Annotated in this window: 20 protein-coding genes and 1 pseudogene; 19 read left to right on the top strand and 2 right to left on the bottom strand. The window is 71.5% G+C overall.

Annotated elements, in window-relative coordinates; genetic code table 11:
• Nucleotides 1-581 precede the first annotated feature (581 nt).
• Genes ACIPXM_RS07915 through ACIPXM_RS07900 form a run of 4 tightly spaced genes read left to right on the top strand, consistent with a single transcriptional unit; the run spans nt 582 to nt 5,824 of the window.
• Nucleotides 582-1,490, top strand: coding sequence for a hypothetical protein (locus ACIPXM_RS07915; RefSeq protein ID WP_401653135.1), 909 nt, complete (start codon nt 582-584; stop codon nt 1,488-1,490).
• Nucleotides 1,487-2,713, top strand: coding sequence for a hypothetical protein (locus ACIPXM_RS07910; RefSeq protein WP_401653133.1), 1,227 nt, complete (start codon nt 1,487-1,489; stop codon nt 2,711-2,713). Before ACIPXM_RS07915 ends, ACIPXM_RS07910 begins: the two co-directional genes overlap by 4 nt.
• Nucleotides 2,710-4,485, top strand: coding sequence for an Hsp70 family protein (locus ACIPXM_RS07905; protein ID WP_401653132.1), 1,776 nt, complete (start codon nt 2,710-2,712; stop codon nt 4,483-4,485). Before ACIPXM_RS07910 ends, ACIPXM_RS07905 begins: the two co-directional genes overlap by 4 nt.
• A 1-nt stretch (nt 4,486) precedes the next feature.
• A complete protein-coding gene (locus ACIPXM_RS07900) occupies nt 4,487-5,824 on the top strand; it encodes a hypothetical protein (protein WP_401653129.1) in 1,338 nt (445 codons plus the stop codon).
• A gap of 197 nt (nt 5,825-6,021) precedes the next feature.
• On the opposite strand, the gene ACIPXM_RS07895 is transcribed toward ACIPXM_RS07900, so the two are convergent.
• Together ACIPXM_RS07895 and rsgA are read right to left on the bottom strand one after the other, a co-directional pair.
• Entirely contained in the window at nt 6,022-7,617 is a 1,596-nt protein-coding gene (locus tag ACIPXM_RS07895; protein WP_401653127.1) for a recombinase family protein, read from the bottom strand.
• 76 nt (nt 7,618-7,693) lie between these two features.
• Nucleotides 7,694-8,191: pseudogene (gene rsgA, locus ACIPXM_RS07890) on the bottom strand (GTPase RsgA); the annotation flags it as partial.
• Nucleotides 8,192-8,587: 396 nt separating this feature from the next.
• On the opposite strand from rsgA, the gene ACIPXM_RS07885 reads away from it, so the two are divergent.
• Genes ACIPXM_RS07885 through ACIPXM_RS07815 form a run of 15 tightly spaced genes read left to right on the top strand, consistent with a single transcriptional unit; the run spans nt 8,588 to nt 26,423 of the window.
• Complete coding sequence (locus tag ACIPXM_RS07885) at nt 8,588-10,693, top strand: beta-ketoacyl synthase N-terminal-like domain-containing protein (RefSeq protein WP_401653125.1); 2,106 nt, start codon at nt 8,588-8,590, stop codon at nt 10,691-10,693.
• The gene (locus ACIPXM_RS07880; protein ID WP_401653123.1) at nt 10,690-11,445 is read left to right on the top strand and encodes a thioesterase II family protein; all 756 of its coding nucleotides are present in this window, start codon (nt 10,690-10,692) and stop codon (nt 11,443-11,445) included. The genes ACIPXM_RS07885 and ACIPXM_RS07880 overlap by 4 nt, the downstream gene beginning before the upstream one ends.
• Nucleotides 11,433-12,368: a 3-hydroxyacyl-CoA dehydrogenase family protein gene (locus tag ACIPXM_RS07875; RefSeq protein WP_401653121.1), complete on the top strand. Its 936-nt coding sequence runs from the start codon at nt 11,433-11,435 to the stop codon at nt 12,366-12,368. The genes ACIPXM_RS07880 and ACIPXM_RS07875 overlap by 13 nt, the downstream gene beginning before the upstream one ends.
• Before the next feature lie 4 nt (nt 12,369-12,372).
• A complete protein-coding gene (locus tag ACIPXM_RS07870) occupies nt 12,373-12,639 on the top strand; it encodes a phosphopantetheine-binding protein (protein ID WP_401653119.1) in 267 nt (88 codons plus the stop codon).
• Nucleotides 12,636-13,907, top strand: a complete 1,272-nt coding sequence (locus tag ACIPXM_RS07865; protein WP_401653117.1) for an acyl-CoA dehydrogenase family protein — start codon at nt 12,636-12,638, stop codon at nt 13,905-13,907. Before ACIPXM_RS07870 ends, ACIPXM_RS07865 begins: the two co-directional genes overlap by 4 nt.
• A complete protein-coding gene (locus tag ACIPXM_RS07860; RefSeq protein ID WP_401653115.1) occupies nt 13,904-15,160 on the top strand; it encodes a hypothetical protein in 1,257 nt (418 codons plus the stop codon). The genes ACIPXM_RS07865 and ACIPXM_RS07860 overlap by 4 nt, the downstream gene beginning before the upstream one ends.
• The gene (locus ACIPXM_RS07855; RefSeq protein ID WP_401653113.1) at nt 15,157-16,665 is read left to right on the top strand and encodes an acyltransferase domain-containing protein; all 1,509 of its coding nucleotides are present in this window, start codon (nt 15,157-15,159) and stop codon (nt 16,663-16,665) included. Before ACIPXM_RS07860 ends, ACIPXM_RS07855 begins: the two co-directional genes overlap by 4 nt.
• Nucleotides 16,662-18,110 (top strand): condensation domain-containing protein, encoded by a 1,449-nt coding sequence (locus tag ACIPXM_RS07850; protein WP_401653111.1) that lies wholly within the window; start codon nt 16,662-16,664, stop codon nt 18,108-18,110. Before ACIPXM_RS07855 ends, ACIPXM_RS07850 begins: the two co-directional genes overlap by 4 nt.
• Complete coding sequence (locus tag ACIPXM_RS07845; RefSeq protein ID WP_401653109.1) at nt 18,107-18,346, top strand: acyl carrier protein; 240 nt, start codon at nt 18,107-18,109, stop codon at nt 18,344-18,346. The genes ACIPXM_RS07850 and ACIPXM_RS07845 overlap by 4 nt, the downstream gene beginning before the upstream one ends.
• Nucleotides 18,343-19,923 carry an AMP-binding protein gene (locus ACIPXM_RS07840; RefSeq protein WP_401653107.1) on the top strand — a complete coding sequence of 527 codons (1,581 nt, stop codon included), beginning with the start codon at nt 18,343-18,345 and terminating at the stop codon, nt 19,921-19,923. The genes ACIPXM_RS07845 and ACIPXM_RS07840 overlap by 4 nt, the downstream gene beginning before the upstream one ends.
• Complete coding sequence (locus ACIPXM_RS07835; RefSeq protein WP_401653105.1) at nt 19,907-21,031, top strand: MupA/Atu3671 family FMN-dependent luciferase-like monooxygenase; 1,125 nt, start codon at nt 19,907-19,909, stop codon at nt 21,029-21,031. The genes ACIPXM_RS07840 and ACIPXM_RS07835 overlap by 17 nt, the downstream gene beginning before the upstream one ends.
• The gene (locus ACIPXM_RS07830; RefSeq protein WP_401653103.1) at nt 21,024-21,923 is read left to right on the top strand and encodes a hypothetical protein; all 900 of its coding nucleotides are present in this window, start codon (nt 21,024-21,026) and stop codon (nt 21,921-21,923) included. The genes ACIPXM_RS07835 and ACIPXM_RS07830 overlap by 8 nt, the downstream gene beginning before the upstream one ends.
• Nucleotides 21,920-23,818, top strand: a complete 1,899-nt coding sequence (locus ACIPXM_RS07825) for an amino acid adenylation domain-containing protein (RefSeq protein ID WP_401653101.1) — start codon at nt 21,920-21,922, stop codon at nt 23,816-23,818. Before ACIPXM_RS07830 ends, ACIPXM_RS07825 begins: the two co-directional genes overlap by 4 nt.
• The gene (locus tag ACIPXM_RS07820) at nt 23,815-25,125 is read left to right on the top strand and encodes a condensation domain-containing protein (protein WP_401653099.1); all 1,311 of its coding nucleotides are present in this window, start codon (nt 23,815-23,817) and stop codon (nt 25,123-25,125) included. Before ACIPXM_RS07825 ends, ACIPXM_RS07820 begins: the two co-directional genes overlap by 4 nt.
• Nucleotides 25,122-26,423, top strand: a complete 1,302-nt coding sequence (locus tag ACIPXM_RS07815) for an MFS transporter (RefSeq protein ID WP_401653097.1) — start codon at nt 25,122-25,124, stop codon at nt 26,421-26,423. Before ACIPXM_RS07820 ends, ACIPXM_RS07815 begins: the two co-directional genes overlap by 4 nt.
• Nucleotides 26,424-26,455 lie beyond the last annotated feature (32 nt).

The raw sequence follows: 26,455 nt of genomic DNA, 5'->3' as shown, positions 1-26,455 counted from the left end.
CGACCTCGTCCGCCAGCAGCGAGCGGTCACCCTCGCCCAGGCGTACACGGCGCATCCCGAACGCTTCGGCAGCCGCCCGCAGCCCCCGAATCTGCCCACGGCCGTGTGGATCAACGGACCTCGACCCGAGGCTGAACCCCTAGGAAAAGAACCTATAGCAACAAACCACCTCATTTGACTCAACAGCTTCCGCCGTGATCACCAAAGCCATGCCCGCATCGGCATCTGGGCCCATACGAACGTGACATGACAGCCCATCACGGGTCGATATCACTCAACCCTCGACCTCGCAAAGTCCCTGCGCTCCGACTAGCCTTCCGAAGGCGTAGGGGACGCGGATCAGGAAGCGACAGGAGGGGTTCGTGGGGTTCTGGCACACCGGCTACATGGAGTTCCATGAGCCGATCGGATTTGAATCGGTTGGACTGCCAGCCCCGCCAAAGCCCCCTCAGTTTCCCTGCACTGAGTGTGGACTCGTCTTCTCGTCCAAGCGCGCCCGCCGAGCACACCGCTTCGACGGTCATGCGACCAAGCGGCCGACCCTCCTCTTCAGAGGACGAGAGTGCGGGCGCACACGCTTGATGGTCACGAGCTCCAGCGACCCAGCCGATTGGGTAACCGCGGATGTCGAATCCATCACCGTCAACGGCCGCGAAACCTCAACATCCGAGGCCGCCGGCTTCCTCGCGTCGGTGAAGGTAGGCGTCCAGACAGTGACTGTTTCCAATGGCCCGCTGAAGCGGACGTTCGAGTTCGCCTTCTGCCTCGCAGAGGAAGAGGATCTCTGCCTCGTCGACCAGGCCTTGGAGAAGCTCATCTCCAATCGCGAGTTGAGTCGCAATGCAATCGACACGTTCATCATGCGTGCCGGCCGCGGGGAGACGGCCCGCCGTTACCGCGAAGGTCTGGCGACATACCTGTACGGCGTGCTTGCGCGTGAGGCGGTCGAGGACCCCGGCCGGGCGGATGCGTCGGGTGCGCCGCTCTACGAGCAGCGGTACAACAGCGCTGTCCATGTGCTGTCGACCTTCGACCGGTCCGCAGCGGAGGCGATCTGCGGTTTGGTCGCGTTGCACTACAATCAGTTCGAACTTGCGGTGCGCAAGACCAACAGCCACCGCGTCTCCGATGTCGCGGCGCGGTTCCGGTCCCTCCTCACAGGCGGCGCAGTCGTCACGACAAGCCTGGCCGACCGGTCGCATGGAAGCTTCGATCAGGCTTTGAGCGACTCCGTTACCGAGGACCTCTTGGACGTCGGTGCAACGGCTTTGGACGGGGCGCAGTCATCCGCGGTTACCCAGCTGCTGCCCTCGCTGGGCGAGCTCCGGCCCCAGGACCAATTCAAGGTCCGGCTCATCGCAGCCGAGGTGCTGCTCGCTGCGGGTGACCTTGACGGTGCATCACGACACGGCGAGGCGCTCAGGCACTCCAAGGACACCGGCGCCTGGTACGCAGGATTTCGGACCCGATTGCAAGAGGTAGGACGTTGAGTAACGAGACCATTCCAGAGACCGGCGCGGAGTCGGGGCAGAGCGACCCCGCGCCGGCTGCCGCTACCGGCGATGGGACCGCCTCGGCCGCGCCTCCTGACAATGCGCCGGCGCCATCCGTTGCGCAGGAGGGGCCGCATCGGGCCAAGTCTAAGACGAAGCCAAAGCCGACCATCACCTCGATCGAGGAGTTGTTGAGGTTCGCGTACGAGTCGAACGCTCGACTGCTGGACCTCCCGAAGGAGACCCTCAAGAGGCTGGCGATCACCGATGAGGGCATCGAGTCACAGAGCGCACTGGTCGGCTCTCTCGCGCCGACGGACCCAACGTTGTCGACCCCGTTCAAGCTGCTTCAGTATGCGGCGCGCCAAGGGGTCCCGCTCAAGCATGCCGAGGATGCTGACCTCGCGCGGGCGTTGAACCGGCTCGTTGAACTCGCGCTGGTCGCCCTGGGCCACAGCCCGGTGTTCCGGGTCTGGGTGGACCAGCTGGTCGACCCCCGCAAGGATCCGCAGCTCCCGACCGAACACGTGCGCAACGAGGCCCTGCGGGTCCGCGCCGACGATCTCGGACTGGCCCCGGAGCAGTTCAAGGACGCAGATCGTGAGCGCCTCATCAAGAATGCGGTCGCGTGCTATGGACTCCTCCGCGTGCTCCAACGTGAGTGGACCCTAGATCAGTTCATCGATGCGTCGTATGGCTCTATCTGGGAGAACGAGGCCCCCAGGGCAGCAGGGCTGGAGCGAGCCGCCGGCGAGGTCGGGGCAAGCAGCGATCTCAGCGTGCTCGGGATCGTCGGGGCGAACTACCTGGCCCGGAGCGCCCGCTTGGATCGGCAAATCGCACAACTCCGGGATGAGGCCGACGCCGCTCGGAATCGCGAGACTCGGCTGCGCCGTGAACTTTCGGCCGCCGAGGAGCGTGAGCAATCTGCGCTGGCTCGCGCCGACGCGTTTTCTGCCGACGTGGTGCGACTGCAGAAGGAGCTCGCGGCTGAGCGCGACAACAGAGTGGTCGACAAGAGCCATATGACGGACGACTATGAAACGCTGCGAACGCGCATCATCCGGCGTCTCGGAGATGAGATCAGTCTGCTTACCGACGGTCTGCACGCACTTCGGAACGGTGCGCCCAACGTCGCGGAGGAGTTCCTCGACCGTTCCCTGCTTGCCCTCACGCGTGAGGTCCAGCAGCTGAAAGACGCGTCTGGAGGCTTCGCGTGATCGTCGGCTTCGACTTCGGAACGACCAACAGCCTGATCTCGGTGGTAGTCGGTGACCGCGTGATCGACGTGATGGACGTCGAGACCGGCCGGCCACACCCCTCGATCGTCCGGTACGAAGGCGAGCAGGTAGTCGTCGGCCGCGAGGCCAAGGACGCTTTGGGTGCCGCGGGCATTGGGGTGCACGGCAACACGGTGAAATCGCCGAAGTTCCTCCTCGGCGAGGAGGCAATCGGCGTCGGAGGCGTCGACCGGAGCCCGGTGGACATCGTCGCGGACGTCGTGCGGCACGTCCGATCGGAGTCCCTGCGCAGTCCGCAGCGGAACGTACTCGGCGACCTCGACAACGCTGTGGTCACGATCCCCGTGACCATGAACGGGCACCGACGCGCCGCGCTGCGAGAGGCGTTCGCCGGCGCCGGGATGGGAGTGGCCCAGTTCGTCCACGAGCCGCTCGCCGCCCTGTACGGGTTCATCCGGGGGGCCAAGGACCCAGAAGAGATGGCGCGGCGGCTTACACGACGAAACGTCCTGGTTGTCGACTGGGGCGGTGGGACGCTGGACCTGACTCTCTGCCGGGTCGACGAAGCACAGGTTCGGCAAATTCGTAACGGTGGCTCGGCCCAGGTCGGCGGCGACGAGTTCGACAAGGTAATCCGCGACGAGGTCGTGAAGCGCGCTCGGGCTCGCGGAAGTGCCACTGACGACGATCTTGCGATCCCTGAGGCTGAACTCCGTCTCCTCCAGGACGCGGAGCGCAACAAGATCGAGCTTTCGGCCGACCGAGTCGACGTGACGTTCTACCGGCCAAGCTACTTCCAATCAGGTGCCACGTTGCAGTACCAGCTCACGCGTCAGGAGCTGGAGGAGATCACGCGGCCGCTCGTGGCGGCAGGTATTGATGAGATCGAGTCGCTGCTCGGCAGCTTGTCGATGGCGCCCGGGCAGGTCTCGCTGGTCGTAGTGGTCGGTGGCATGGCGGCCATGCCCGCGATTCGGAGCCGGCTGCACGAGTTGTTCGGTCCGGACCGAGTTGAGGTGCCGGCGAACAGTGCCACGTTGATCTCACAAGGAGCTGCGTGGATTGCGCATGACAGGCAGAGGCTCCGGCTGGCGAAGCCCATCGAACTCGAACTCGCCCGCGGGTCGTTGATGCCGCTCCTCGCTGCGGGCACTGAGATGCCTCTCGGTGGAGAGGTCAAGCACGAAACCCTCCACCTGTACTGCGCGGATCCCACGGACGGGAAGGCGAAATTTCCGATCGCTACTCCGACCGCATTGTCATCCCATCCGCAGGCGAGCGAGCGGCGAACGTCGCTTGGAATGATCACACTCAGCGTCGACGAGACCGCGCCGCCACTGCACGAGCGCCTCGAGCTGGAGGTCGTTCTCGACGATGACTTGGTGTTGTCAGTCGAGGCGTCATCAAGCCAGAGGCACGATCGAGTCACGGCGTCGTACTACGACCTGGAGTTCGGTCTTGGCCTCCCGGCTTCGGCCATGCCCGGAGGTGCTGCCGCGGACCCAAAAGCACCTGAGGAACCCATAGTCGTGCCGCAAACGGGGCTGGTCGTCCGTGCGAATGCGGCAAGGGACAAAGACCAGGCGACCGTTCCCGGCGACGTGCTCTATCTGCACAATTCAAGGGCATTCGCCCGGCACGTGCGCGACGGAGCGACAGAAGCCCAGGTGCTGGAACAGCTGTACTACCAGCCGTGTGCCGTCTGCAAGCGCCAGTGGGGGCACTCAGAGTGTCGATGCGGATCGGCGTGACATGGCGAGCGCCAAGGCACTCGTGCGAGTGCTTGACCACGGAACGGAAGTCGAGTCCGGAGTCCGCCGTCCGATTCGCCTGACTCCCGATGGATATGCGGGCGTCGCGTATGCGGGCTCCGTCTACCCGCTCCGGCAGGGCGATCTCATCGACTTGGACGGATCGAGCTGGGAACTGGCGGACTGCGATCGTTTCCTGTTCGCCGGAGCAGAGGTTCCCTACGCTCCCATTGCCGGTGAACCGCTGGAGAAGGCCAGCGGTTTCGACGTCGAGTGGCACCTCGAAACCAACCAGTACGGGCATTACGTCGTCTTCAACGCGTCGGAGCGCGTTGCCAGCAGTTTGGTGTCAGCGCTTGAGGACGCAGACCTCAGCGTCCAGCGCTGGGACGTCAGCCATCGTCCAGCAGATAACGGAAACTTCTACGACTGGTTCGCGCGCCTTCGCTTCAAGGGCAGCCAGGCCGAAGCACTTGCGCTCGTCGGCGCTGTCATCGCACCCCCTTCGTCTCTCGCGCCGACGGTGCCAGACACGGATCCGACAACCGCTCGACTCGCTGATGCCGAGGCTCGGATCGAGGAACTGCTCAACCAGCTGTACGTCGCGACACGCAAGGGCGAGGCGGCTGAGCGGGAGCTCGCGCAGCTCCGTCACAATCTTGCAAACGCCCAAGCGAGCGAGCATCGACACCGAGAATCCGTTGCCCTCGCAGAACGTCATCACTCAGATCTGCAAGAGCAACTCGCCCTGCTCCGGCAAGGCCTGGGAGGCATGGCAGACACGGCGGAACTGGTGAAGAGCCTCGCTGACGCCGAGGAACTTCGAGAACTCGCTCTTGCCGAGAACTCCTTGCTGCTGGAGCGTGTGCGAGCGGCCGACTCGGAGGCCGCAGAAAGCGGAGCACGCGCCGACGACTTGGCGGCGCAGGTAGACGCACTCCTTGGGAGAGTGACGGAACTCGAGGCGCTGGAGACTGAGCGACTTCGCGTCGCGACCGCGCAACGGCCTCGGCGCGGAGGTGTCATTGAGTTCCTGCCTCAGGCGTTCAGCCGCCTCGACTTTGTTCTCGATGCAGTCGACGTGATCGCCAACCTCGACTCGCCAGCATCCACGATGAAAGCACTCACTGAGATCGACTCTGGGCGCCTTGTCGGGAAGGACCTTGAGGGAATGCGTGGCTGGTATGAGGTGACGAAATTAGCGACGGGCATCGCGGGAAGCGAGCGACTTGGCCGCATCTACTACAAGCCGGACGGCCATAGAGTGCTTGTCAGTGTGCACATCAAGCAGGACGACAAACAGCAGAGACGCCACATCGAGAGGCTGCGAGCCTTCTGACCCCGGTTACCGGCGCCTGTGCCTCGATCCACCGCGTAAATTCTGATCACGGGCGACGCGTGGGTCCCGGGTGTTTCTTCGGGATGCGGGCAGCGGTGATCGCCGGGTGGCCGTCCGGGGCTGACAGATGCACCACGGCGCGCAGATTCCCCGGAACAGGGTTTTCCTGTTCCGGGATCACAGCATCGCGAAATATGTCAGGCGACCCACTGGGGAACGACCCGGCCGAGAATCGGGGTGCGGTCCCCCGGGAACCGTGCGGGAACGATCGTCAACGACTTCAGGACGCAGCCCAGGAGCATGCGCCGGTCTGCCAGCGTCGACTCCGCCCACGCGTCCGCCAGCGCCTCACCGTCCGCGAAGAAGACGGAGAGGTCGGCTTCCCGTGCGAGTTCGGCCGCTTCGAGGTCGAGTGACTCGATCACCGCCGACTGCTCGGCTGCCAACGTCTTGAACCGGTCTTCGGACAGCATGCCTTGCACGTAAAAGTCGTGTTCCAGTTTGTCGCGGCGTGCCCTCGCCGCGTCGAGGCCGGCCATGACCTCCTTGCGGCGCTGTTCCTTCTCCACGTCGTGGAAGACCGCCCAACGTCGGACGATGGCGTCGAGGCCCGGGGATCCGTGTTCGAGAGCCGAGACGTGGCTCAGCCACATCGCCTCGACCGCCGCGTCCATACGCGGCGCGCGGACCACCACGCCGGGGCAGGCGTCCTTGCCGTACACCGATCGGGTGCGGCACCGGTACATGAGGCTGCGGGCGCTGCCGCTGCCACTGCCGGTCATGCCCTTCCCGCAGTGCGGGCAGGAGAAGATGCCGCCGAGGAAGGTGGCGTGCGGGCGCTTCCCACGTGATCCCCCACCCATCTTCGTGATCCTCGCCTCGATCAGCGCGAGGATCCGGAGCCGCTCCCCCGGGCTGACGACACCGGTCCCGATCACCACCGGGTTCCCTTCGGCGTCCCGCACGGGCTCGGCCGAGGGCACCCAGACGTCGAGCGGCTGGCCGTGCTCGTCGAACCGCCTCTCCTTGGTCGGAAGCAGGCCGGCCCATGCCGTCGAGCGCACCATGCGCGTGATCGCGCGGGCGTCCCAGCGGGCACCGTCGCGCGTCCGGATGCCGTCCCGTTCCAGGTCGTGGGCCACGCGCATCGCGGACTTCCCGGCCAGCAGCTCGTCCGCGATGCGACGGGCGTGCGGGTACTCGGCGGGGTCCTGTTCGATGTGTCCCGATCCCCTGGGGGAACGGACGCCGTACGGGGTGCGACCGCCCGGCCACCGGCCGGCGGTGCGTGCCGCGTTCTTTCCGGTCGTCACCCGGAGGGTGAGGTCCTTGATCTCCTCGCGAGCACGTTCGGCCAGGATCGCGAAGACGATGCGGGTGCCCGGCTGGCTGGAGTCCAGGCGTTCCTGGAGTACGAAGAGCCGAGCCTGCCGGCGGTCGAACTCGTCCAGGGCCGTGCCTATGGCAGCCATGCCCCGTCGGTCGAAGCGGTCCGTCTTCCAGACGGCGAGCGTCTTGATCTCGCCGTCCATGACGGCGGCCATCGCGCCTTCGAGCTTCTCTCGTCGCACGTGCTGCTTGGAAGCGCTCCGCTGCTCCAGCCAGACCTTGCGGACGGTGAGCCCCTGCCTGTGCATCTCATGGCGCAGGTCGCGCGCGTGCTGCTTGAGGGTCTCGACCGTCTCCCTCTTCTTGCTGCGGCGCAGGTAGAGGTCGACCAGGTCCTCCGGGGGCTTGCCCGCCAGCTCCTCGGGAGAACCGTCCCGGAACTCCTCTGCCGTCTTCTTCGCCATAGTGCCCTCCTACCTCACAGATCCGGCCGCTCCAAACGGCATCTGTGCAGGTGAGGGCTGGTGTGTACTAGTCGGCGCTCTCCCAGGCGAGCGCGAGGAAGCGCTCGATCCGCCCGAGGTCCAGCTCGACGGCGAGCGACACCGTGATGACGGCATGGTCGACGTTGGCGGCGAGGACCTGGCCCTCGGAACGCTGCGAGGAGGTGGAGCGGGCGAAGGTGGTACGGCGCGGCAGATAGGCCCGTACGTAGCGGGGGTCGCTGACACCGGCCGGGTCGACGGCCGCCCAGTCGCCGGTGCAGATCACCCGGAGCGGGTCGTGCGGGGTGACGAAGGCGGTGTCGGCGCGGACGACGCCCTCGGGCGTGACCACGTCGCACTGCCCGCGGTCGACCCGGACGACACGGCCGGGCAGCAGGCCCTGCGCGGCGTACGGGGCGAACTCGGCCTCCCAGCCCTCGTCCCAGCCGTAGGCGGTGAGGGCGTGCCGAGCGGCGTCGGCGGAGGCGGTGGACGAGTCGGTGGAGGTGGAGCCGAAGGTGGAGCGGGAAGACGAGAGGGACGAGAGAGACAAGGGGAACCCTTCAAAGGGTGGCCCCGGCGGCGCGCTCCGAGCGCGCGGTCCGTGTGGGTGTCAGCCGGAGACCACAGGGGTGGGAACGATGAACTCCTGAATGCGGGCAGTGCCCGTCACCGTGACAGTCATCAATGTCCTCACCTCCTGCTTCTTCTCGACGAACCAACACCGCGCGCTCTGCTCGGCACCGGATGAGAAGAACCATAGCCCGCCCCTCGACGCGGCACCACCGATTAAATTCCGGGCCCGTCACGCACTGGATCGCGGTCGCCCACCGGAGGAAGGGAACCGGCCTCGGTGGGGAAAAACCGACGTCTTCTCTTCGCGTGGGCGGGCCCGGTAGCGTGACCGGCCGTTGATCACGGGACGGAAACGGGGGCTGTCGTGACAGCGTTGGACAGACGTATCGCCGTCGTGGGTCTGGACTGCAGATTTCCCGGCGCGGACGGTCCCGACGCGTTCTGGCGGAATCTGCTCGACGGCAAGGACTCGATCACCCGGATCACCGGCCCCGACGGTGTCGCCGCGCGAGGGCTGCTGGACTCCCCCGAGTCGTTCGACGCCGGGTACTTCGGTGTCTCACCGCGCGAGGCCCGGCTGATCAATCCGCAGCACCGGGTGTTCCTGGAGTGCGCGGTCGCCGCGCTCGAGGACGCCGGGATCGATCCGCGGCGCGAGGCCCGGGCCGTCGGTGTCTACGCGGGCAGCGGCGAGAACGCGTACGCCCAGCTCCTCAAGGCGCACCGGGCCGCGCTGCCGGCGGTGTCCGACTGGGAGATACGGGTCGCGAACGGGTCCGACTTCCTGTGCAGCCGGGTCGCGCACCGGGTCGGGCTGCGCGGGCCGACCGTCACGGTGCAGGCCGCCTGTGCCACCTCGCTGGTCGCCGTGCATCTGGCGGTCCAGGGGCTGCTGTCCGGCGACTGCGACCTCGCCCTGGCCGGGGGTGTCACCGTGCGGGTCCCGGTCGGGGTGGGCGGGCCCGACGAGGTGGGGATCCAGGCTCCGGACGGGGTGCTGCGGGCGTTCGACGCCGCCGCCGGTGGTCTGGTCGGCGGTGACGGCGTCGGCATCGTGGTGCTGAAACGCTTCGCCGACGCGATGGCGGACGGCGACCGGATCGACGCCGTCGTCCTCGGCTCCGCCGTCAACAACGACGGCCCTGACCGGATGGGCTTCACCGCCCCCGGCATCGCCGGGCAGGCCGCCGTCATCGAGCGGGCGCAGCGGGTGGCGGGCGTCGCGGCGACGTCCTGCACGTACGTCGAGACCCACGGCACCGGAACCCGGCTCGGCGATCCGGTCGAGGTCGCCGCGCTGACCCTGGCGTTCCGCCGGGACGACCCCGAGCACGGACCCGACCACGGCCCCGGGAGCGACCGCGAGCGCGGGGACCGGTGGTGCGGGATCGGCTCGGTGAAGACCAACATCGGGCACACCGACGCGGCGGCGGGCGTGGCCGGTCTGATCAAGACCGTGCTCGCGCTGAAGCACGGGATCATCCCGCCCAGCCTGCACTTCACCCGGCCCAATCCGGAGATCGACTTCGAGCGCGGCCCGTTCCGGGTGGTCGACCGCGCGGAGGAGTGGGCGCCCGTCGGCATGCCCCGGCGCGCCGGGGTGAGCTCCTTCAGCGTCGGCGGCGCCAACGCGCACCTCGTGCTCGAACAGCCGCCGCAGGAACGGCGGGAGGAGGGGAACGAGCAGCGAGAGGACGGGCCGGATGCCGCTCGGGACGACGCGGGCGGCCCGTACGTGCTGCCGCTCTCGGCGGCGACCCCGGCGGCCCTGGCGGCCGTCACCGCACGGCTCGCGGAGCGCCTGGGCCAAGAGCCGGGGCTGCCGCTCGCCGATGTGGCCTGGACGCTCCAGACCGGGCGGCGGGAACACCTCCACCGGCGGTTCGCGGTCGTCACGGACACCGCGGACGCCGTCCGCGTGCTGGCCGGGGAGGAGCGGGACCGCCTGGTCACCGCGCCCGGCCCGGTGCTGCCGTCGGCCGGGCGGCCCGAGGCGCCGCCGGACGATCCCGCGGCCGTGGGGCGGCTCTGGCTGACCGGCGCCGCCGTCGACTGGGCAGCCCTGCACCGGGCCCGCCGTCCGCGCCGGGTGGCCCTGCCCACGTACCCCTTCGAGCGGCAGTCGTTCGGCGTTGAGCCGGTGCGCGCCGAGCGGCCCGTGCGGCACGCGGAGTCCGTGGAGCCCGTCGGGCCGACCGTGGAGCCCGTGGGGCTGCCCGTCGGCCCGCCGTCGCCCGGCATCTCCACGTACGACCGGATCGCGCGGCTCTTCGCCGAGATCCTCGATCTGCCCGAGGTCGAGCCGGACGAGAGCTTCTTCGACCTCGGCGGCGACTCCCTCATCGCGACCCGGCTCGTGGCCAAGGTGCGCGAGGCGTATCCGGTGCCGCTCGCGCCCAAGGAGCTGATCGCCGCGCCCACCGCCGAGGAGTTCGCCGCGCTGGTCGACGCGCGGCTCGCGCAGGAGCGGACGCAGTGACGGGGTGGATCGTGCGGCGGCACCGCCGGCCGGACGCCGTCGCCTCCCTCTACTGCTTCCCGCACGCGGGGGGCCTGCCGGGCGAGTACGTCCGCTGGTCGGACGAGCTGCCCGGGATCCAGGTCTGGGGCGTGCACCTGCCCGGCCGGACCACGCGCCGGGCGGAGCCCCCGTACACCCGCATGGACGAGCTGGTGGACGCCCTGGTGTCGGCCGTCGACTTCGGCCGGGACCGGCCCTTCGTGTTCTTCGGGCACAGTCTCGGCGCCCTGGTGGCCTTCGAGACGGCGCGGGAACTGCGGGCCAGGGGACGGGAGATGCCGGAGCGGCTCTTCGTGTCCTCGTGCCCGGCGCCCCCGTCGGCCGCCGCCGCGCGGCCGGTGCACGGCCTGTCGGACGACGAACTGCTCGACGCGATCGAGCGGGGCACCGGCGAGTCCCTCGCCCTGCTGCGCCAGGACGCCGACCTGCGGGAACACGCGCTGGCGAGCTTCCGGGCCGACTACGCCCTGCTCGACGGCTACCGCCCCCGGGAGTCCGAGCCGCTGGACCGCCCGGTCACCGTCCTCGCCGGGAGCGAGGAGCCGTGGCGGGCCTGGCGGGACGGCTGGGCCGCGCACACCCGCGCGGCGACGGACCTGCGGGTGCTGCCCGGGGGCCACTTCCACTTCCGCGAGGGACGGGACGAACTCCTGGGCCTGCTGCGGGATTCCGTACCGACGACGAGGGGAGACCGCGGGTGGACCGCATAGGCGTGGTGGGCGCCGGGACCATGGGGCGCGGGGTGGCACAGCTCTTCGCGGAGCACGGGCACGAGGTCGTCCTCGTGGACGTGGCGGAGCGCGCCCTGTCGTCCGCGCGGGACGAGATCGCCACGAACGTACGGCTCGCTCCGCTGGTCCGCCCGCAGGCACCCGTGCGGGACCCGGCGGAGGTGACCGGCCGGATCGCGTTCACCATGGACCTCGGGCGACTCGACGCGGTGGACTTCCTGGTCGAGAACGTCACCGAGGACTGGGACGTCAAACGGCCGCTGTACGCCGAGCTGGACGCCGTCTGCCGTCCCGGCGTCCCCTTCGGCGTGAACACGTCCGCGATCCCGGTCACCCGGGTCGCGGCGCTCACCGGCCGGGCCGGACACGTCATCGGCACCCATTTCATGAACCCGGCGCACCTCAAGCCCACCGTCGAGCTGATCCGCGGCCACCACACCTCGGACGAGACCATCGCCCGCACCCGCGCCCTCCTCGACGGCGTCGGCAAGGGACACGTCCTGGTCCAGGACTCCTCGGGCTTCGTCACCAACCGGGTCGCGATGCTCACCATCAACGAGGCCGTCTTCCTCCTCCACGAGGGGGTGTCCACCGCGGCGGACGTGGACCGGCTGTTCAAGGAGTGCTTCGGGCACCCGATGGGGCCGCTGGAGACCGCGGACCTCATCGGTCTCGACACCGTCCTGCTGTCCCTGAAAGTGCTGCACGACCACTTCGGCGACCCGAAGTACCGGCCCTGCCCCCTCCTGACCCGGCTGGTCGACGCCGGTCTGCACGGACGCAAGACCGGACAGGGCTTCCACTCCTACGAATCGCACCGGTCAAGCGAGTCCAGTGATTCCCACCAGTCCCACCAGTCCCAGTCCCACCAGTCCTACGAGTTCCAGAAGTCGGGAGAGTGACGCGATGGCTGACGAGTCGGCCGAGATCAAGGTCCTGGTCCGGGAGTTCCTCGAAGGGCACCTGCACGGCGTGGCGGTGGAGGACGACGAGGACCTGTTCGCCGCCGGTCTGGTGAACTCCCTGTTCGCCGTCCAGCTGGTGATGTGGGTCGAACGGACCTACGGCCTCCAGGTCGCGGGCGAGGACCTCGCCTTCACCAACTTCCGCTCGGTCGACGCCGTCACCGAGTTCGTGGAGCGCAAGAAGGCCCTCGTCGGAGGCGGCGCGTGAGCGTCGAACCGACGCCCGAGCAGCACGCGCTGCGCCGGGAGATCATCGCGTTCGCCCGGGCGGAGCTCGGCCGTGACGCGGCCGAGGCCGACCGCGGCGCCCGCTTCCCCCGGGAGGACTGGCAGCGCTGCGCGGACTTCGGTGTGCTGGGCTGGCCGGTGCCCGAGGAGTACGGCGGGCGCGGCCTCGACCCGCTCACCACCATGATCGCCCTGGAGGCGCTGGGCTACGCCTGCCCCGACAACGGGCTCGTCTTCGCGGTCACCAACCACCTCTGGGGCTGTGTGATCCATCTGCTGCTGCACGGCACGGAGGAGCAGAAGCGGCGCTTCCTGCCGGGGCTGTGCGACGGCTCGCTGATCGGCGCGCACGCGCTCTCGGAGCCGGAGGCCGGTTCGGACATCCTGAGCATGACCAGCACCGCCGAGCGCGACGGCGACGGCTACCGGCTGCACGGCACCAAGTGCTTCATCAGCAACGGCCCGGTGGCGGACGTCTTCGTCACCATCGTCCGCACCGGTACGGAGGACCCGGGCCGCCAGGACCAGTTGTCGGCGTTCGTCGTGCCCGCCGACACACCGGGCGTGGTGAAGAAGCGCGAACTGCCGAAGATGGGGCTGCGGTCCACGCCGATGGGCGTGGTCGAGTTCGACGGCGCCCGGGTTTCCGCGGCGAATCTGCTGGGCGGCGAGGGCGCCGGATACCCGGTCTTCACCTCGGCGATCGAGTGGGAGCGGTCCTTCATGTTCGCCCCGCACGTCGGCGCGATGGAGCGGATCCTGGAGACGTGCGTACGGCAGGCCAACACGCGCCGCCAGTTCGGCCGGTCCCTCGGGTCCTTCCAGGCGGTGTCGCACCCCATCGCGGACATGAAGATCCGCCTCGACATGGCCCGGCTGCTGCTCCATCGGATCGGCTGGCTGAAGCGCGAGGGGCGGCTCGCCCTCCAGGAGGCCACCATGGCCAAGATCTTCATCAGCGAGGGTCTGATCGAGACGGCCAAGGCAGCGGTCGAACTGCACGGCGCCCGGGGCTACCTGGAGGAGTACGGCATCGAGCGCGAGCTGCGCGACGCGCTCGGCGGGCCGATCTACGCCGGGTCCAACGCGGTGCAGCGCGGCATCCTCGCCGAACTCATCGGTGTGCGCGGGGCGTTGTCGGGAGGCCCGGTGCCGGGAGGTGTGGTGCCGGGTGGCCCGGTGTCGGGCGGCTCGGTGTCGGGTGGCTCGGCGCCCGGTGGCGCCTCCTCGGGAGGCGAGGCGCGGTGAGCGAGCGGACCCGCACGGCCCGACTGCCGCTGGAACCGGCGCTGCCCGCCGAACTCGCCCAGGAACTGGCCCAGCGCGTCTACTTCGTCTCGGAGACGATCACCGGCTTCTCACTGGTCCGCTCGGCGGCGGGCGACCAGATCACGGCGGTGGACGTGGAGTTCGGCGCGGGCCACGACGGTCACTCCGACGGGGACCCGCACGCGGACGCAGCGGCCCAAGCCGCCGAACTCACCCGCAAGATCAACCTGGTGACCGCGAACGACCTGCTCGGGCAGCGGTTCGTCGAGCCCAAGGTGGTCTGGCGCGCCGCCGACACCTCGCCGGTCGCGGACGTGTACGACGAGCTGGTGGCGCGCGGCGCGGCCGTGGAGGCGGGCGCGGGTCAGATCGGCGTCGGCGAGCCGGTCCTGTCGCTGATGGACCATCTGGACGCGTTGCTGCGCGGGCTGGTGACGGCCGAGTTCGGCGCCGGGGAAGGCGCCCGGGAGTTCCGCTACCCGACGCTGATCACCACCGACGCGCTGCGCCGTACCGGCTACTTCGAGTCGTTCCCGCAGATGGTGATGTCCGTGTCGCGGCTGCACGGCGACGTCGACAGCTACCGCCGTTTCCTCGACGACCTCGCGGACGGCGGCGATCCGCGCGCCGCGCTCGCGGCGCACAGCGGCGGCTTCGACCTCTGCGTGCCACCCACCATGTGCTTCCACACGTACCACCAGTTCGCGGACGCCCCGCTGCCGGAGACCTCCCTGGTGGTGACCGCGAAGGGCAAGTCCTTCCGCAACGAGTCCCGTTACCGGCGTTCCCTGGAGCGGCTGTGGGACTTCACGATCCGCGAGATCGTCTTCCTCGGCACACCGGAGTTCGTGCTCGACGCGCGACGGCGGCTGATGGAGCGGGCGTACGAGCTGGTGGACGCCCTTGAGCTGGGCGGGCGGTGCGAAGTGGCGGGCGATCCGTTCTTCCTCAACGACACGACCGCGGCGCGCGCCTGGTCGCAGAAGCTGCTTGAGCTGAAGTACGAGCTGCGGCTGCCCCTGGACGGTGAACGTGACGTCTCCGTGGGCTCGTTCAACTACCACGAGCAGTTCTTCGGCCGGTCCTTCGGGATCGGCGACGAGGCGGGCGAGCCGGTCTTCACCGGGTGCGCCGGGTTCGGGCTCGAACGCTTCGCCTACGCGTTCCTGTGCCGGCACGGCCTGGACCCGCGGAGCTGGCCGGACGCGGTACGGGCGGCGGTGGCGCCATGACCGTACGCGAAGCCTCGCCCGCCCCCGTACCGCCGCGTCTCCTCACGCTGTCCGCACCGACCGTGGAGCTGCTCGAACGGGCCACGGACGACCTCGCCGACCGGCTCGACGCGCGCGGCGAGGCGGGCTTCGCGGCGCTGCCCGCCGTGCCCGACCTGCCCGCCGCACCGCCGGAGCCGGGCGCGGTGCGCCGGGCGGTGCTGGCCGGCTCGGCGCGCGACGCGGCGCGTTGGCTGCGCAAGCGGGACGTACGGCGGGTGTTCACGGGCGGGCCGGGCGGGCCGGGCGGGCCGGGCGGGCCGGGCGCTTCGGGTGCCCCCGGCGACGCGGCCTCCCGGGTGTTCCTGTGCTCGGGGGTCGGCGACCAGTACCCGGGGCTCGGTGCCGGTCTGTACCGGTGCCTGCCGGTGTTCCGGGCGGAGCTCGACCACTGCTTCCGGATCCTTGCCGAGCAGCACGGCCTCGATCTGCGTGCCGTCCTCTTCCCGGCGACTTCCGCGACGACGGCCGGGGGCCCGGAGGGCTCCGGACCCGCCGACGGCTTCGACCGGCACACGGCGCCGCGGGAGATCCACCGCACGGTCGTGGCTCAGCCCCTGCTCTTCTCGCTCCAGTACGCGCTGGCCCGGGCCCTGACGGCGCTCGGCGCGGGACCGGCCGCGCTCGCCGGGTACAGCGTCGGCGAGTACACGGCCGCCTGCCTGGCCGGGGTGTTCCCGGTCGAGCACGCGCTGCGGCTGGTCACCGGGCGGGCGCGGCTGGTGGACGAGCTGCCGCCGGGCGCGATGCTCGCGGTCGCGGCAGGACCGGAGGTCTTCGGCGCGGCGGGCGGGCACGGGCCGCAGGCCGGACCACTGTCCGGACCGCTGGCCGGACCGCTCGGCGGGGAGTTGTCGCTCGCCGCGCTCAACGGCCCGCAGCAGACCGTGCTCTCCGGCCCGGTCGAGGCGGTCGAGGAGGCCGCGCGGCGGCTGACCGGGGCGGGCCTGCCGTGCCAGCGGCTGGCCACCGCGCACGCCTACCACTCGACGATGACGGAGCCGCTGACCGGTCCGCTGGAGGAGCTGCTGCGTACCGTGCCGCTCGCCCCGCCGAGGGTCCCGATGCTGTCGAACGTGACCGGGACCTGGCTGCGCGACGCGGAGGTGACGAGCCCGGCCTTCTGGGCCCGCCAGCTGTCCCGGACGCTCCGCTTCTCCGACGAGCTGGCCGAGATCTGGCGGCTGCCCGGCCCCGTGCTCGTCGAACTCGGCCCCGGTCAGGCGCTCACCCGGCTCGCCCTCGGCCATCCGGACCGCCCGGCGAACGCCCTGGCGTCGGTCGTGCAGACCCTGCCGGGCCGCCTGGAGACCCGTACGGAGTGGGAGCTGCTGCTCGCCGCGACCGGACGGCTGTGGGCGGCGGGTGCGGCCGTCGACTGGACGGCCCTCGTCCCGGTCGGCGACGCGGCCGGCGACGCGGTCGGCGACGCGGAGCCTTCGGCGCCCACCGGGGAGGGCCGGTGAACGACGCCGCCGGAATCCGTCCGGTGCCGCGCGACGGCACCGTGCCGCTGCCGCTGTCGAGCGCGCAGGAACGGCTCTGGTTCATGACGCGGCTGCACCCCGGCATGCTCGCCTACCAGTTCCAGGCGAGGATCGAGTTCACCGGGGCGCTCGACGCCGGGGTGCTCGCCGCCGCCCTCACCGAGGTGGTGCGGCGGCACGAGGTCTATCGCACGACCTTCGTCGAACGGCCGGACGGCCCGGTGCAGGTGGTGCATCCGCCGTACCGGGTCGAGCTGCCGGTGACGGATCTGCGCGGGCCGGGCGAGGACGCGGAGGGCGCGCAGAGCACTGAGCGCACGGAGAACGCTGAGCGCGCGGCGGTGCGCGCCGAGGTGGCGGCGGAGATCCCGGTGGACCGGCTGCCGCTGGTGCGCTGGCGGCTGCTGCGGACCGCCGACGACCGGCATGTGCTGCTGCATCTGGAGCACCATCTGGTGCACGACGGCTGGGGGTTCAACCTGTTCGTCGACGAACTGTGCGCGCTGTACCGGGCGTTCGCGGCGGGCGAGCCTTCGCCGCTGCCAGAGCCGGCCGTCCAGTTCGCCGACTTCGCGGTCTGGCAGCGGTCCTGGCTGGACGGCCCGGAGGCCGAGGAGCAGCTCGCGTACTGGCGCGAGCAGCTCGACGGTGTGCCGTACTTCCTCGACCTGGCCACCGACCGGCCGCGCACCCCACGCCGCCGGTTCACCGGTGACGCGCCGCGCTTCACGGTGCCGGGCGAGCTGGCCGACGCGGTGCGCGCGCTCGCCGCGCGCGAGCGGGTGCCGCTGTTCTCGGTGATGCTCGCCGCGTTCGAGGTGCTGCTCGGCGGCTGGTCGGGGCAGGACGACTTCTGCGTGGCGACCGGAATGGCGGCCCGCACCCGGCCCGAGGTGGACGGCATGTTCGGCATGCTGGTCAACACGGTGGCGCTGCGGGCCGATCTGCGCGGCGATCCGACGTTCCGCGAGCTGCTCGGCCGGGTGCGCGGGACGACCTTCGGCGCCTTGGCGCACCAGGAGCTGCCGTTCGACCGGGTCGTGGCGGCGCTGCGGCCGCCCCGGGTGCGGGGTCGGCAACCGCTGTGCGAGGTGTTGTTCGCCTTCCATGACTCCCCGTCAGCCACCGTGCGCATCCCGGGGCTTGAGGTCGAGGTGACGCCGGGCATCGCCAACGGCAGCGCCAAGTTCGATCTCAATGTCATCGCGATCCCCCGGGCCGAGCAGACCATCGGGCGGCGCGACGGGGCGGGGCCGCGGGCGATCGAGTTCATCTGGGAGTACGACCGGGAGCTCTTCGACGCCGCGACGGTCGGCCGGGCCGCCGAACGGTACGAGCGGCTGCTCACCGCGGTGACCGCGGCTCCGGGGACCAGGATTTCAGCGCTGACCGGCGACGGCCGGCATCGGGAGGACGAGAAGTGAGCGACGCGGACGAGCTGATCGGCCCGGTGCGGGCGGCCTGGGCCGAGACCCTGGGCCACGACGTGGCGGAGATTCCGCTGGACGTCGGCTTCTTCGACGCGGGCGGCAACTCGCTGCTGCTGTTGCTGCTGTGGGAGCAGCTGAACGAGCTGACCCCGGGGGAGCTGCGCGCCACCGACCTGTTCCAGCACCCGACCGTGCGGGGGCAGGCGGCGTTCCTGCGGGGCGGCGCATGATCCGGAGCCTGTACGAGGTGGTCGCGGCCACCGCCGCGCGCCTGCCGGACGCCGTCGCCGTGGAGTTCCCGTACGACGGCACCGCCGGGGACAATGGCGCCGCCAAGGACGGCGGGAGCGGCGCGGGCGCCGGAGCGGGCGCCGGAGCGGGCCGCACGGTGACCTATCGGGAGCTGCTGCGGGCCGCCGACGCGGTCGCGGAGCGGATCACCGCCGGGGGCGGCGCGGCCGACCGGATCGGCCGGGTCCAGCGGGTCGGGCTGCTCGCGGCCCGTGGGCTGGTCGCGTACGCGGGCTATCTCGCGGCGCTGCGGCTCGGCGCCGCGGTCGTTCCGCTGGGCCCCGACCACCCGGCGGCGCGGAACGCGGGCGTCTGCGCGGCGGCCGGGGTCGACCTGGTGGTGGCCGACGTGGGCGCCGCAGGGCGGGCCGGGGACGGGTGGGCCGACGGCCGTCCCGTACTGGCCCTGACGGACGACGAGGTCGCCGCGGCCGGGCCGACCGGGCTGCTCGCGCCGCACGCGGCGGATCCGGACGGGCTCGCGTATCTGCTCTTCACCTCGGGCACGACCGGCAGGCCCAAGGGCATCCCGATCCGGCACCGTCAGGTGCTGCCGTTCCTGGCGCACAACATCGCGCGCTTCGGGGTCGGCCCGGGCTGCCGGATGTCGCACACCTTCGAGCTGACCTTCGACCTGTCGGTGTACGACCTGTTCGTCACCTGGGGCGGTGGGGCGACCCTCGTGGTGCCGTCCCGCTCCGAGCTGTTCGCCCCGGTCGACTATCTGACCGGGCGCGGGCTGACCCACTGGTTCTCGGTGCCGTCGGCCGTCTCGGTCGGCGCGGGCTTCGGGCAACTCCCCACCGGGCGCCCGTCGATGCTGCGGCACAGCGTGTTCTGCGGCGAGCAGCTCACCCTGGACCAGGCCCGGTTGTGGCATGCCGTGGCGCCGGGTGCCACCGTCGACAACCTCTACGGACCCACCGAACTGACCGTCGCCTGCGCCGAGTTCCGGCTGCCCACGGACCCGGGGCGCTGGCCGGTGACCTCCAACGGCACCGTCCCCATCGGGCGGGTGTACGAGGGCCTTGAGCACCGGGTCGTCGAGAGGACGGGCGAGCTGTGGGTGCGCGGGGTGCAGCGCTTCGACGGCTATCTGGACCCGGGCGACGACGAGGGCCGCTTCGTGGACGGCTGGTTCCGCACCGGGGACCGGGTCCGGGTCGAGGACGGTCTGCTCGTCCACCGGGGCAGGCTCGACGACCAGTTGAAGGTGCGCGGCCACCGGGTCGAGCCGAGCGAGGTGGAGGCCGCGCTGCGGCGGCTCGACCCGGTCACCGAGGCCGTGGTGCTCGGCGTCGCCCAGGACGGCGTCACCGATCTGGTGGCCTGCTACACCGGGCGCAGCACCGGCCGGATGGAGCTGATCCGCGCGCTGCGCGGGACGCTGCCGATCCATCTGGTGCCGCGCCGCTTCACGCACCTCGACGCCCTGCCCCGCAACGCCAACGGCAAGGTGGACCGGGGCGCGCTCCGCCGCATCGTCAGTGAGGTCAACGATGACGCACTCACCTGATCACGCCCCCGGCTCCGGGCCCGCCCCCGGTCCCAGGCCCGCGGCCGGTCCTGGGGCCGGTTCCGCGCCGCCGCGCGGCATGGACTTCAGCCTGTTCTACTTCGCCGCCGACAGCGAGGAGTTCACCGGTCCGCGCTACCGACTGCTGCTCGACGGGGCCCGGTTCGCCGACACCCACGGCCTGGCCGCCGTGTGGACCCCGGAACGGCACTTCCACCCCTTCGGCGGCCTCTACCCGAACCCGGCCGTCACCGGCGCGGCGGTCGCCGCCGTCACCGAGCGCGTGGCGATCCGCGCGGGCAGCGTCGTGGCGCCGCTGCACCATCCGCTGCGCATCGCCGAGGAGTGGTCCGTCGTCGACAACCTGTCCGGCGGCCGCGTCGGCGTCTCCTTCGCGTCCGGCTGGCACGCCGCCGACTTCGCGCTGCGCCCGGAGGCGTACGCCGACCGGCGCGCGGTGCTGGCGGAGCGGGTGCGCCAGGTGCGGGAGCTCTGGCGGGGCGAGGCGCTCGCCTTCCCGGACGGCACGGGCACCGAGGTGAAGGTGTCGGTCCATCCCCGGCCGGTGCAGCCGGAGTTGCCGACCTGGATCACCAGCGCGGGCGGGGTGGAGACCTTCCGGGCGGCCGGGGCGATGGGCGCGGGCGTCCTGACCCATCTGCTCGGCCAGGACCTGGCCGACCTCGCGTACAAGATCGGGGAGTACCGGGCGGCCGGTGGCCGGCACGTGGTCCTGATGGTGCACACGTTCCTGGACGACGACGCGGACCGGGTACGGGAGTTGGTGCGCGAGCCACTGCTGCGCTATCTGCGCGGCTCGCTCGGGCTGCTGCTCGGTTCGGGGCTCGACGGCCGACGCCGGGTCGATCCCGCGAAACTGCACCCGGACGACCTGGAGTTCCTCGTCCGGCGCTCCTTCGACCGCTATGTCGACGACTGTGGGCTGCTCGGCTCGCCCGCGACGGCGGCACGGGCGGTGAAGCGGCTGCGGGGCATCGGGGTGGACGAGATCGCCTGTCTGATCGACTTCGGGCTGCCCGCCGACACCGTCCTGACCGGCCTTGAACGGATCGCCGCACTGAATGCCCGGGAGAACGCCGATGGTTGAGCACAGCTGGCGGAGCGGCATGTCGACGGACAGCCCGGCGTTCGCGCGGGCGGTCGCCCCGCTGCGGGTGCCCGGCATGGGCACCGAGGCCGTCGCCCCGTTCCTGGCCGGGCTGATCCGGATGACGCGGCCGCGCAGGGTCCTCGAGGTCGGCATGGGCTACACCACCCCGTTCCTCGCGGCCGCTCTGGCCGAGGCCGAGGCCCTGGCCGACGAGGAGTCGCGGCTGCTCGCCGCCAAGACCCGGCCCTACCTCCGCTCCGGGGCCGCCCTCGACGACGACTGGTTGCGCGCCGAGCCCGCGCTCGCCGCCCCGGCCGCCCATCTGGAGCCGTACCGGCCGCGGTTCGTCGCCGTGGACGACCGGTCGGTCCCCGAGTCATCGGCCGGGCGGGTCGAGGACGTCCTCGCCGGGCTCGGGCTCGCCGGGCGGGTCACCGTCGTGGACGCGCCGCTGCGCGAGGCCGCCGGCGCGCTGCCCACCGGCTTCGAGCCGATCGACTTCGCCTGGGTCGACGCGTGGGACTGCCTGTACTTCCTGGACCACTTCCTCGACCGGATCGACCCGGCCGGTGGCGTGGTGGTCCTGCACTATCTGATGACGTATCCGGAGGGCGAGGCGATCCTCCGCTATCTGTCCGGGCTGCAGCGGGCGCGGCCGGGCGAGCTGGAGGTCCTGAACCTCCTGGAGTCGCACAAGCTCCGGCAGAACAGCGTCACGATGATCCGCAGGACCGCCGTCGCCGCGCCCCGCCTCGCCGGTCCCGGCGGCCGCGTCCGGTACGACGGCGCGCTGCGGGAACGCGCCGCGGCGCACGCCGCGTCCCTCGACGGCAATCCCGACAGCAATCTCGACAGCGATCTCGACAGCGAAGTGGAGAGCGAGAAGTGAGCATCCTGCGCGGGGCCAGCACCCCCTACCCGGCCGACGCCTCCATCCCCTCGGTGTTCGCCGCGCAGGTGCGGGCCCGGCCGGACGCGCCCGCCGTCGTGGACGGCGGCCACACCCTCACGTACGCGGAGCTCGACGCCCGCTCCGACCGGCTCGCCGGGCTGCTGCGCGGCCGGGGCGTGACCGAAGGATCCCGGGTGGGCGTGCTCCTGGAGCGCGGTCATCAGCTGGTCACGGCGCTGCTCGCGATCCTCAAGGCAGGGGGCGCCTATGTGCCCGTCGACCCGGCCCACCCGACGGAGCGGCGGGAACACATGCTGGCCGCCGCCGAGGCGGCCGTGACGGTGACGGCCGAGGAGCTGCGGCTGGCGGAGCGGGCCCACCGGGCCGAGCAGACCGAAGGGGCCGAGCGGGCCGAGGACCTGATCGCGCCGCCGCTCCCCGGGGCCGGGTCCCGGGTCCCCGCGTACATCCTGTTCACCTCGGGATCCACCGGCCGCCCCAAGGGTGTCGTCGTCGAGCACCGCTCGGTGCTGCGGCTGGTCCGCGACACCGACTACGTGGACCTCGGGGCCGACGAGCGGATCGCGCAGGTCGCCGACTCCTCCTTCGACGCCTTCACCTTCGAGGTGTGGGGCGCGCTCCTCAACGGCGGCGCGGTCGTGGTGATCCCCACCCGGACGGTGCTGACGCCGGGTGCGCTGGCCCGGGCGCTCGCGGAGCACCGGATCACCACCATGTTCCTGACCTCCGCGCTGTTCACCGCGGTGATGGCCGACCGGCCCGACAGCTTCGCCGGGCTGCGTACCCTGCTGGTCGGCGGCGACGCGCTGAACGTCGCGGCCGTACGGAGGCTCCTCGGCCTCGATCCGGCGGCCAGGCCCGGCCGCCTGCTGAACGGGTACGGCCCGACGGAGGCCACCACCTTCGCCGTCTGCGGCAAGGTGACGGCGCTCGCGGCGGACGCCCGCTCGGTGCCGATCGGCCGTCCCATCGCGAACACCGACTGCTATGTGCTGGGCGAGGACCTGGCGCCGGTCGCGGCCGGGGAGCCGGGCGAGCTGTTCATCGGCGGTCCCGGCGTGGCCCGGGGCTACGCGGGGCAGCCGGAGCTGACCGGGGAGCGGTTCCCGGCGGATCCGTACGCGACGGAGCCCGGCGCCCGGATGTACCGCACCGGGGATCTGGTGCGGGTCCTGCCGGACGGGCGGCTCGACTTCCTCGGGCGGGCCGACGACCAGGTGAAGATCCGCGGCTACCGGGTCGAGCCGGGCGAGGTGGAGGCGGCCCTGCGCCTGCACCCGGAGGTGCGCGAGGTGGCGGTGGTCGCCGACGACTCGACGGGCGAGCGACGGCTCGTGGCCCATCTGTCCCCGGTCGTGCCCGGCGAACGGCCCGCCGGGCTACGGGAGTTCCTGTCCGGGCGACTGCCGGAGTGGCTGGTGCCGGCCGCCTTCGTGGTGGTGCCCGCGCTGCCGCTGACGACCAGCGGCAAGGTGGACCGGGCGGCGCTGCCGCCGGTTCCGGCGGACGGCGAGGACGTGGCCGCGGTACCGCCGCGTACCGGCCTCGAACGGGAGCTCGCGGCGATCGCGGCCGAGCTGCTCGGTCTCGCCTCGGTCGGCGTCACCGACGACTTCTTCGCGCTCGGCGGCCATTCGCTGCTCGCGATGCGGCTGCTTTCCCGGGTCGACGCCGCCTTCGACGTACGGGTGGACCTGGGCGAGTACCTGTACGACCCGACGATCGAGCGGCTCGCGGCGGAGGTGTCCGCGGCCCGGGCGAACGCGGGAACGGGAACGGGGGCGGGAACGGGGGCGGAAGCGGGCGCGGTCGGGGAGCCGGGCGAGGGGGCCGCCGAGGGAACCTCGGCGGCGGACGGGGTGTCCCCATGACCGGTGACCATCCGGTCTCCTGCGCGCAGAAGCGGCTGTGGATCCTCGACCGGCTCCACCCGGACACCCCGGCCTACACCGTCCCGGTCGTCTACCGGATCGACGGCGAGCCGGACGTCCGGGCGATCGCGGAGGCGCTGACCGAGCTGGTCCGGCGGCACGAGGTGCTGCGGACCGGCATCCGGACGGCCCGGGGCGGGCCGCGCCAGGTCGTCGGGCCCCCGGGGCCCGTACCGCTCCCCCAGGTCGATCTGACCGGACACCCGGACCCGGCGGCCGAGGCGGAACGGCTCGCCGCCGCCGAGGCGCGGCGGCCGCTCGACCTGAGCGGCGGCGTGGTGCTTCGGCCGCTGCTGCTCACGACGGCGCCGAACCGGCACCTACTCTGCCTGACGCTCCATCACATCGCGTGCGACGGCTGGTCGCTCGCCGTCCTGGAGAGCGAGCTCTCGGCGTGCTACGCGGCGCTCGCGGCCGGTCGCCCGCCCGAACTGCCGCCGCTGACCGAGCAGTACGCCGACTTCGCCCGGTGGCAGGCGGAACGGATCGCGGGCACCGCCCTGGACCGGGCGCGCGACCACTGGAGCAAGCACCTCGCCGGACTGCCCGCGCTGGCGGGCGTCCCGGCCGACCGGCCACGCCCGGCGGTGTGGAGCTTCGCCGGGGCCCATGTGCCGTTCACCGTCGGGCCCGAGGTCGTCGGACAGGTCGACCTGCTGGCCCGGGCCTGCGGCACCACCCCGTACGTGGTGACGCTCGCCGCGTTCGCCGCGCTGGTACGGGAGGAGAGCGGCGCCCGGGAGGTCGTGATCGGCGCGCCGGTGGCCCTGCGGGAGCGCGAGAGCCACTTCGCGCTGATCGGCATGTTCGGCAACACCGTCGTGCAGCGGCTCGACGTGCCGGACGGGGCGAGCTTCCGCGACCTGGTGCTGCGGGCGCGCGAGGAGAGCCGACGCGCGCTGGCCCATCAGGCGCTGCCGTTCGAGCTCCTGGTGGAGGAGCTGAACCCGCCCCGGGACCCGGGCGCCAATCCGCTGTTCCAGCTGATGTTCAGCCACCAGTCGGCGACCGCGCCCGGACTGCGCCTCGAAGGCTGCCGGGTGACCCGGGAGTTCGGCGACACCCGTACCGCGAAGGTCGATCTGGCGCTCTCGCTCACCCGGGACGGCGCGGGCTGCGCCGGACGCCTCGAGTACAGCAAGGACCTCTTCGAGGAGACCACCGCGCGGCGGCTCGCCGCCCGGTACCCGACCCTGCTCGCCGGAGCCGCCGCCGAGCCCCTACGACCCATCGGACCGATGCCGTGACCAACACCCGATCCGCCGCCGACGCCGGACCCCCCTCCCTGCTGCGCCACCGCGACTTCATGCTGCTGTGGAACGGCCAGACCATCAGCGAACTCGGCTCGATGATCACCCCGTTCGCGCTGCCGTTCCTCGCCGTCACCGCGCTGAACGCCTCCAACTTCCAGGTCGGCCTGCTGACCGCGCTCGGCTCGCTGGCCTTCCTGCTCGTCGCGCTGCCGGCCGGTGTGGTGGTGGACCGGGTCGCCCGGCACCGCCTGATGATGTGGTGCGACCTGCTGCGCGCGGCGGTCGTGATCACCGTGCCGGTGGCCTGGTACCTGGACACGCTGACCCTGACGCACCTGTGCGTGGTGGCGCTCGTCACCGGCTCCCTGACGGTGTTCTTCGACGTGGCGTACCAGAGCTATGTGCCGGTCCTGGTCGACAAGGAATCGCTGATCGACGCCAACGGCAAGCTGGGCACGACCAGTTCGGCCGCCGCGACCGTCGGTCCCACGGTGGCGGGCATCCTCGTCGCGGCGATCGGCGGCGCCCGGGCGCTGGTCGCCGACGCCGCGTCGTTCCTCGTCAGCGCCGCCTCGCTGTTCCTCATCCGGACCCCGGAGCCCAAGCCCGCCCGCCCGGACGGACCGCGGCCGCCGTTCCGGCAGCAGATGGGCGAAGGGCTCGGGTTCGTGGTCCGGCATCCGGTGCTGCGCCGGATCGTGGCCTGCACCGCCACCGTGAACCTGTTCTCGCACATGGCCTCGGCGATGGAGATGCCGTTCCTCGTACGGGAGTTGGGGCTCTCCGCCGGACAGGCCGGGCTGCTGCTCGCCCTCGGGCCGGTCGGCGGCGTCGCCGGCGGCCTGCTCGCGAGCCGGCTCGCCCGGAAGATCGGCTCGGCGCGGGTCATCTGGCTGGCACCGCTCGCCCTCGGGCTGCCGTCCTGCCTCGCCCCGCTGGCGTACCCGGGGTGGCGGGTGCTGCTGTACGGCCTCGGCTGGTTCGCCTTCACCTTCGGCGCCCTCGTCTACAACACCGCGCAGGTCACCTACCGGCAGCAGATCTGCCCGCCGGAGCTGCTCGGCCGGATGAACGCGGCGGTGCGCTGGATCGTCTGGGGGACCATCCCGCTGGGCGCGCTCCTGGGCGGCGCGTTCGCGACGTGGGTGGGGCTGCGGGCCGCCCTGCGGATCGGCCTGGTCGGGGCGAGCCTCGGCGGGCTCTGGGTGCTCTTCTCGCCGCTGCGCCACCTGCGCGACGTGGAGACCGCCCCGGCGGAGACCGCGACCGGGACCGGAACCGCGACCGGCTGACCCTGCCGGATGAGGGTTCCGGTTCCGGCGGC

This window comes from Streptomyces sp. NPDC090025, from assembly GCF_044748125.1.
Classification (GTDB): domain Bacteria; phylum Actinomycetota; class Actinomycetes; order Streptomycetales; family Streptomycetaceae; genus Streptomyces.
This window is presented reverse-complemented; position numbering and strand designations above follow the sequence as displayed.

What these genes read in the sequence shown, in the direction of transcription:
- ACIPXM_RS07915 (WP_401653135.1), top strand. Translation starts at nt 582, where the DNA reads ATGGTCACGAGCTCCAGCGACCCAGCCGATTGGGTAACCGCGGATGTC.
- ACIPXM_RS07900 (WP_401653129.1), top strand. Translation starts at nt 4,487, where the DNA reads ATGGCGAGCGCCAAGGCACTCGTGCGAGTGCTTGACCACGGAACGGAA.
- ACIPXM_RS07895 (WP_401653127.1), bottom strand. Translation starts at nt 7,617, where the DNA reads ATGGCGAAGAAGACGGCAGAGGAGTTCCGGGACGGTTCTCCCGAGGAG.
- ACIPXM_RS07870 (WP_401653119.1), top strand. Translation starts at nt 12,373, where the DNA reads ATGGCTGACGAGTCGGCCGAGATCAAGGTCCTGGTCCGGGAGTTCCTC.
- ACIPXM_RS07855 (WP_401653113.1), top strand. Translation starts at nt 15,157, where the DNA reads ATGACCGTACGCGAAGCCTCGCCCGCCCCCGTACCGCCGCGTCTCCTC.
- ACIPXM_RS07840 (WP_401653107.1), top strand. Translation starts at nt 18,343, where the DNA reads ATGATCCGGAGCCTGTACGAGGTGGTCGCGGCCACCGCCGCGCGCCTG.
- ACIPXM_RS07835 (WP_401653105.1), top strand. Translation starts at nt 19,907, where the DNA reads ATGACGCACTCACCTGATCACGCCCCCGGCTCCGGGCCCGCCCCCGGT.
- ACIPXM_RS07830 (WP_401653103.1), top strand. Translation starts at nt 21,024, where the DNA reads ATGGTTGAGCACAGCTGGCGGAGCGGCATGTCGACGGACAGCCCGGCG.
- ACIPXM_RS07820 (WP_401653099.1), top strand. Translation starts at nt 23,815, where the DNA reads ATGACCGGTGACCATCCGGTCTCCTGCGCGCAGAAGCGGCTGTGGATC.